General features: G+C 72.9%; 8 protein-coding genes. All 8 read right to left on the bottom strand.

Translation table 11 applies throughout. The annotated features are described in order from the left end of the window. Positions 1–28 precede the first annotated feature (28 nt). A complete protein-coding gene (locus LOY02_RS13420) occupies positions 29–850 on the bottom strand; it encodes an anti-sigma factor domain-containing protein (protein WP_317182864.1) in 822 nt (273 codons plus the stop codon). Then, entirely contained in the window at positions 837–1,400 is a 564-nt protein-coding gene (locus tag LOY02_RS13415) for an RNA polymerase sigma factor (RefSeq protein ID WP_317182863.1), read from the bottom strand. The genes LOY02_RS13420 and LOY02_RS13415 overlap by 14 nt, the downstream gene beginning before the upstream one ends. 39 nt (positions 1,401–1,439) lie before the next feature. Further along, positions 1,440–1,946, bottom strand: a complete 507-nt coding sequence (locus LOY02_RS13410; protein WP_317182862.1) for a class F sortase — start codon at positions 1,944–1,946, stop codon at positions 1,440–1,442. 286 nt (positions 1,947–2,232) lie between these two features. Further along, positions 2,233–3,036 (bottom strand): DUF4397 domain-containing protein, encoded by an 804-nt coding sequence (locus LOY02_RS13405; RefSeq protein ID WP_317182861.1) that lies wholly within the window; start codon positions 3,034–3,036, stop codon positions 2,233–2,235. Positions 3,037–3,276: 240 nt separating this feature from the next. Further along, positions 3,277–3,513, bottom strand: a complete 237-nt coding sequence (locus tag LOY02_RS13400) for a helix-turn-helix transcriptional regulator (protein ID WP_317182860.1) — start codon at positions 3,511–3,513, stop codon at positions 3,277–3,279. Positions 3,514–3,517: 4 nt separating this feature from the next. After that, positions 3,518–4,375, bottom strand: a complete 858-nt coding sequence (locus LOY02_RS13395) for an ABC transporter permease (RefSeq protein ID WP_317182859.1) — start codon at positions 4,373–4,375, stop codon at positions 3,518–3,520. Next, positions 4,372–5,325 carry an ABC transporter ATP-binding protein gene (locus LOY02_RS13390; RefSeq protein WP_317182858.1) on the bottom strand — a complete coding sequence of 318 codons (954 nt, stop codon included), beginning with the start codon at positions 5,323–5,325 and terminating at the stop codon, positions 4,372–4,374. Before LOY02_RS13390 ends, LOY02_RS13395 begins: the two co-directional genes overlap by 4 nt. A gap of 114 nt (positions 5,326–5,439) precedes the next feature. Continuing rightward, a partial coding sequence (locus LOY02_RS13385; protein ID WP_317182857.1) for an NAD(P)/FAD-dependent oxidoreductase occupies positions 5,440–6,713 on the bottom strand: 1,274 nt, incomplete at its 5' end.

The following is a 6,713-nucleotide window of genomic DNA, read 5'->3' as shown; positions in this document are numbered from 1 at the left end:
ACCGACCCGGCTCCCGCCGCAGGGCCAGCTACGCGGACAGGGTCCCCCGCACGAGGCTGTCACCGGAGTGCTCGGGCTCGTCGTCGAAGGGCTCGCGCGAGATGTCGACGGTGACGTAGCCCTGGTCGAGCAGGTCCTGGCTGATGGGGAAGGTGGCGGACTCGCCGCCGAGAACTCCGACCGAGATCATCCGCGTGCCGTCGGTGTTGATGAGCCACACCTCGAGGTAGCCGTCGCCGGGATCGAGGGTGGTCGTCGTGGCGATCCGCAGATCCACCCCCGAGTCGGTCCGGACGACTGCCGCCTCGCCGAGCCGTTCCCGGGTGTCGAGGGTGTCGAGCTGGACCTGCGCGACCGTGGCGGCGGGCGGGTCCGTCCCGTCCCAGAGCGCCCGGCCGGTGAGCAGGCCGACGGCGAGGCCCGCCGCGGCGAGCCCGGCCGCCCAGGGCCAGGCTTTCCGGGGCCGCCTGGCTCGGCGCTCGCCCAGGTCGGTCACGTCGGGAACGGAAGGGCCGGTGGAGCGGCCGGGACGCCCCTCGGGCGTGCCGACGCGGACGTCCGGGCGCTCGCCGGGGTGGTCATCGGATCGGATGGATTGGACCTCCGGCTGGACGCCTTCGGGGACGGCGATCGCTGCGAGGACCCGGTCCCACACCCGGGGTGGTGGGCTCTCCCAGGCCCCCGGGCTGGGGACGGCGGTTGCGCTGCTCGACACGAGCGCGGCGGTCCGGCGCAGGTCGGCCACGGTGCGTGCGCACTCGTCGCAGCTCTCGAGGTGGGTCCGGGCATCCGGCGCCGACTCGGTGCCGAGCGCCACGTCGACGAGGAGCCCTGGGTCAGGGTGCAACACGTTCCACCTCCTGAAGTCGTTGCCGCAGCTGGAGCAGCCCCCGCCTGATGTGGCTCTTGACCGTGCCCAGCGGCAGGTCGAGGGTGGCCGCGATGTCGTCGTGGGACCGGTCGTCGAGGAAGGCCATCCGGATGACGGCGGCCCGCGGATCGCCCATCCGCTCGAGCTCGTGGACGACGAGAAGGCGATCGGCCCAGTCGGTGTCGTCGGTGACCGAGGTGGTGGCGGCCGACTCGAGCGCCACGGCCTGCAGGTTGCGGCGGTTGCGGTATCGCTGCGTGCGCAGGTCTGCGATCCGGTGCTTGGTGATGCCCACGAGCCAGGCCTGGATGCTGCCCTGCTCTGGACGGAAGGTGTGCCGGCCGTTCCACGCCGAGACGAAGACCTGCTGTGTGACGTCCTCCGCGTCGGACGGGTCACCGAGCGAGCGCAGGGCGATCGTGTGGACGAGGCTGGACCACAGGCGGTAGATCTCGGCGAGCGCGTCGGTCTGGCCCGCGGCCAGCCTCAGGGCCAGCTCGCTGGTGTCGACGCCGGGCTCGTCGTGCACGAGCACACCATATCCAGCACCGATCATGATGGAGCGCGATCAGCGGAGCGGGGTGGCGACGACGACGAGGTTCTTCTCGTAGCTGCCGGTGCGGGAGTCGAAGCGGCCGCTGCAGGTGACGACGTGCAGCCGGGCCGGGCCGGTCCTGGTGAAGATGGCCGGCAGATCGAGCGCCTCCTTCCTCAGCCGGGTCACCTGGGTGACCCGGTACCGCCGCGCAGAGCCCCCGGAGGAGCTCCCTGAGCGGACCGTGAGGATGTCGCCAGGCGACAGCCGGTCGAGGTCGGCGGCCGGACCGGTGCCGAAGTCCGGCATGTCCCGGTGGGCGGCGAGCACGGTCGCCCCCTCCCGCTCGCCCGGACGGGGGCCGTACTCGTACCACCCCATGATGGCCGGACTCTCCGGCAGAGCCATCTGCCCGTCCTCGGCGACGCCCACTCCCCGCACCGGCATCGAGATCCCCAGTTCGGCGATCTCGAAGCGGGTCGGCGCCGGGAGCGTGCTCGCCGCAGCCGCGGCGGGCCGTGCGTCGCGCGCGGTCACCATCGGCGGGGGTCTGCCTGCTGGTGAGGTGCCTGGCGAGGGAGCGGGAGTCGTCGTCCGCGGTCGCGCCGTGCCCGGTGCCTGCCCGGATGGCAGGACGGGTGCCGAGACGCTGGGGGCCTCGGTCGCCCCGTGTCCGTCCGTGGCCAGCGGCCACTCCGGGCCACCTGACTGGGTGACCAGGGTGACGGTGGCGCCCGCGAGGAGGGCGGCGGCCGCGGCGGCCACCACCCTCGCTCGCGAGCGGGACACGGTCATGTCAGACGGGGGACGAGTCGGGCTGAGGTCGTCAGGCGCGCGACGTGGCCCGACGGCGGGCCGTCAGGACGAGGCCGCCGGCCAGGGCGGCGGAGCCCGCGATGAGCGCGACCCGGCTGGCGTCGTTGGTGCCCGTGCCGCCGCCGGCAGGGACGCCCTTCGGCGCCGAGTGCAGACCGGTCACGGTCTGCACGGCGAGGTCGAGGTCGTTGTTCGCGGCGCTGCCCCAGGCGTAGACGATGGTGTTCGTCCCCTCCTTGAGGGTGACGTCGGCCGGGCCGATCGCGACGGTGTCCGTGCCGGCGAGCACGACGTCGGCCGAGATCGTGCCGGCCGCGAGGTCGGCCTTCACCTCGTTGGGGTTGGTCAGGCCCTCGAAGGCTACGTCACCGTTGGCGCGCACGTCGACCGCGGGAGCGGCCGCCGTGTGGCGGACGGTGAGTCGGGCCTGCCCGGCGTCGAGGGCGGACACGTCGTTGACGAACGGGGTGAGGACGGGGTTGCCCGAGCCGTCGAGGTGCGCGACGACGGTGATGTTGGCGCCTGCCGGGACCGTGACGTCGTTCGCCTCGATCACCGCGTCGCCGTCGGCTCCGGCACCAGCGGCCGTCACCTTGAGGTCGTACTCGCCGGCCGGGAGCTGGACCGGGTCGGTCAGGGTGCCGGGCTCGAAGTCGGTGAGGAGGGAGTCGCCGTTGGCGTAGACGTCGACGGTGGCCCCCGGCACGCCGTGCAGGATCGAGACGGTGGCCTCGTCCGCGGCGAAGGCGGGCAGGGCGAAGGCCGCCGGGGCGAGCGCGAGGGTGAGGACGGCGGAGGTGCGCAGGATCTTCATGAGGGTGTCCTTCCGGGACGGTGCGGTTGGGGTGGTCCTGTCGAACCGGACGGCCCTCGTGGCCGTCCTTGCCCCTACTTCCGCCGAAGCCCCAAGATTGGATGCACCTTGGACAAAGATTGTTCAAACTTTCCCTCCCAGCCGTATGCCGCTGGGCTCGCAGCGCGCCTGGCGCCCCTGGCGGGGTGGCGGGCGAGCATGCGGCGTGCCCGACGCCGGGCGTCCGCCACGTCCAGGGCGTCAGCTGGTCCCCAACCGGGGGAAGGGTTCGAGTGAGAAGACGACCTCGACCGGCACCTCGAAGTACGCGGCGACACGCAGGGCCAGGTGCAGGGAGGGACTGTACTCGCCACGCTCGAGGTAGCCCACCGTCTGGTAGTGCACGCCCAGGGCCTCCGCCAGCGCGCGTCGGGAGACACCCCGCTCTGCGCGCAGCATGGCGATCCGGTTGTGCACGGCGTCCGTCGATGCTGCCATCGGCTCAGTAGCCCCTGGAGAGCACTCGCTCACGTGCCGCGGCCACGGTGCGCCCGGACTGTCGTCGGGCCATCCGGCGCAGCACGACCGGAGCGACGAGCAGCCCCACGACCGCCCACGCCACGAGCACCACGACGGTCAGTCCGATGCGCCACTCGCCGCCGAACTCGACCGCCGCGGCCTCAGGGGGCAGCAGCACCGCGCGGACAGCGTGCCCGATCCAGTAGAGCGGCGTCGCGTGGGCGAGCCACTGCAGGACCGCGGGCAGTGCCGTCACCGGGTAGAAGAGCCCTGAGAGGGCGGCGACGGCATACATCCCCATCATCGCCCAGGCCAGCCCGAGCATGCTGCGGAAGACCGATCCCAGGATCGCCCCCCACGGCAGCATCGCGGCCACGGCCAGCAGGAACACCACGGCGAGCAACGCCCACCTGCCCAGCTCGTCGGGCATGGTGCCAGGAAGGAGCACGGTCGCGCCCACGGCGGCCGGCACGACCGGCACCAGCGCGTCGACGGGCGCCACGATCAGCTTGGCGATGAGGTGGCCGGTCATCCCGTGGGGCACGGCCTTGGCCCGCAGGAGCGTGCCGTCCTCGCGCTCGGCCTGGAGCTCGCCGGCGACGCCCATGACGGCCGCGGCGACCACGCCGAAGGCGAGGAACCCGGTCAGGACGTAGCTCCCCGCCGCGACAGCGCCGTCGCCGAAGTCCACGTCGCGGAGGAACCACAGTGCGACGAGCAGGGCCGCGATCAGGGCGACGCTGCCGATTCCGCTCGCCGACGTGTACTTGCGCACCACGGTGGTGCGCGCTTGGCGCCAAGCGGCTGCCATGACGGAACGGGGGACGGACGTGCCCGTCATCGGGACTCCTCCTGGGTGACGGACGGACCGGGAGCGAGTGCCTGGAGGTCGCCGAGCTGCCCGCCGGACTCCGCCCGGCGCACGATGTCGAGATACACGTCCTCCAGGGAGGCAGCCCGCACCTCGACGACCTGCACGTGGCCGGCCCGGGTGGTCAGCATCTCGGTGAGGTAGCCCGTGGGGTCGGGTGACGCATGGACGGTGACCCGGCCAGTGTCCGTGTCGCGCAGCCGAACCTCGCTGGAGCGGGACAGCTGCACCCGCAGGGCGTCTGGTGTGCCGTCGGCGACGATCGTCCCGCCGGCGAGGATGAGCAGCCGGTCGGCCACCTTCTCGGCCTCGGCGAGGTCGTGGGTGGTGACGAGGATCGTGGTGTCGAGGTCGGCCAGGTCGGCGAGGAGGTCGTGGACGTCCCGGCGGCCGGCGGGGTCGAGGCCCGTGGTCGGCTCGTCGAGGAAGAGCAGCTCCGGACGACCGACGAGACCCACGGCCACGTCGAGCCGGCGACGTTGACCGCCGGAGAGCCGGTCGATGCGCTGAGTGCTGTGCCCGCCGAGCCCGACCCGCTCGAGCAGCTCGTCGGCCGGCCAGGGCCGCTGGACCCCGGGTGCGGCGTACGGGGCGTAGTAGGCCCCGATCACGTCGAGCAGGTCACGGACCTTCCAGGTGCCGTGGTCTCGCCAGCTCTGCAGGACGACGCCGACGCGGGAGCGCCAGTCCTCCGGTGCCGTCGCGGGATCGTGCCCGAGCACACGGACCTCCCCGCGCGAGGGCCGCCTGAAACCCTCGAAGATCTCGAGCGTGGTCGTCTTGCCCGCGCCGTTGGGACCCAGTAGCGCGACCACCTGCCCCCGCGGGATCTCGAGGTCGATGCCGTCGAGGACGACCCGGTCGCCGTAGGCCATGGTGAGGTCCCGGCAGCTGACGACTGCTGAGCTCGCAGCATCCATGCGCTGAAAGATAGCACTTCTACTATCTATTGCAGCAGAGTGGTGATGGACTTGTGACCTGCCGACGGCAGGAGGTCTGGTCGGCGGGAGGGCGGGATGATCCTTGCTGGCCGCCTACCGTCCGCGGGCCAGGTGCCGAGCGATCGCCTCGGCGGTGCGGTTCCCGGAGACGAGGGCGCCCTGGATCGAGGCGGTGTCCCGGTGGTCGCCACAGACGAAGAGCCCGTTGCCGAGGGAGACGTCGAGGCGGGCACGCAGTGGCGGCGGCATGGCTGGCAGGGCGACGTCGATCTGGTGACGGGCGACGACCTCCCACCGGCTCGTGTCGCAGCCGAGGATCTGGCCGACGTGCTGTCGGATGTCCTCCTCGGGCGCGTCCCCATCAGGCCGGTCGAGCAGGGTGGTGGCCTGGACGAGGTGGCGGCCCGGCGGTGCGTAGGTGGGCGCGGCATTGCTGACGACTGCCGTGTTCCACACCGGTCCCGGGCTGCCCGGGCGGCCGCCGTGACTCCCACGCCCGTCAACGGCGAGCAGGGCCTGCCCGGTCGGTGCCTCCGGTGCGTCGAACCACCACGTCACCAGGCCTTTGACCGGGGGAGGAGGGATCGGTGTCAGCGCCCCCGCGGTGACGGGGTCGGTCGCGACGACGGCGACGCGGGCCTGCCGCTCCCCGGCCCCGGAGCGAACGGTGACGCGGCCGGACCCGGCTCCCGACGAGCCGGGCGCCTCGACCGCGACGACGCGCTCGCCGAATCGGATGCGGTCGCCGAGCGGACCGGCCAGCTGACGGGGGAGGGCGCCCATGCCCGCCGCGGGGAGGCCCGGTCGGCCGAGGGCGAACATGCGCAGCAGCAGCTTGGTGAAGGTCGCCGACGTGGTCCCGTGGCTGTCGGCCAGCACTCCGGCGATGAAAGGCTCGAGCACCTGGTGCCTCAGCGGCCCTCGAACGCCGGCGGCGTCGAGCGAGCTGTGCAGCTCGGTGTCAGGCCCGCGCATCACCCCTCTGGGGTCGACGAGGACGCGCGCCGCCCATCGGGTGAGGGCAGCGAGCTCGCGCGGCCGAAGGAGACCGCTGCGAAGAGTGGCGGGCAGCAGGCCCGGCTCGCGAACCGGGTCGGCCACGGTGACGAGGTCGTCGTCGGTGCGCACGAGGACACCGGCACGGAAGGGCAGGACGTCGAGCGCGCCGACGTCGACCCAACGGCGCACGGCCGGGTAGGCGGGGTTGAGCACCTGGAAGCCCCGGTCGCACCGGAAGCCGTCGACGAGGTCGGTGCGGACCCGGCCGCCCACCTCGTCTCCCGCCTCGAGGACGAGCACGTCGTGACCGAGCTCGAGCAGGCGACTCGCACAGCGCAGGCCCGCCAGTCCGGCGCCGACGACGACGA

It is taken from the genome of Intrasporangium sp., from assembly GCF_032907665.1.
Classification (GTDB): Bacteria; Actinomycetota; Actinomycetes; order Actinomycetales; family Dermatophilaceae; genus Intrasporangium.
Note: the sequence above shows the minus strand (reverse complement) of the source record. Positions and strands in the feature narration are given on the sequence as shown.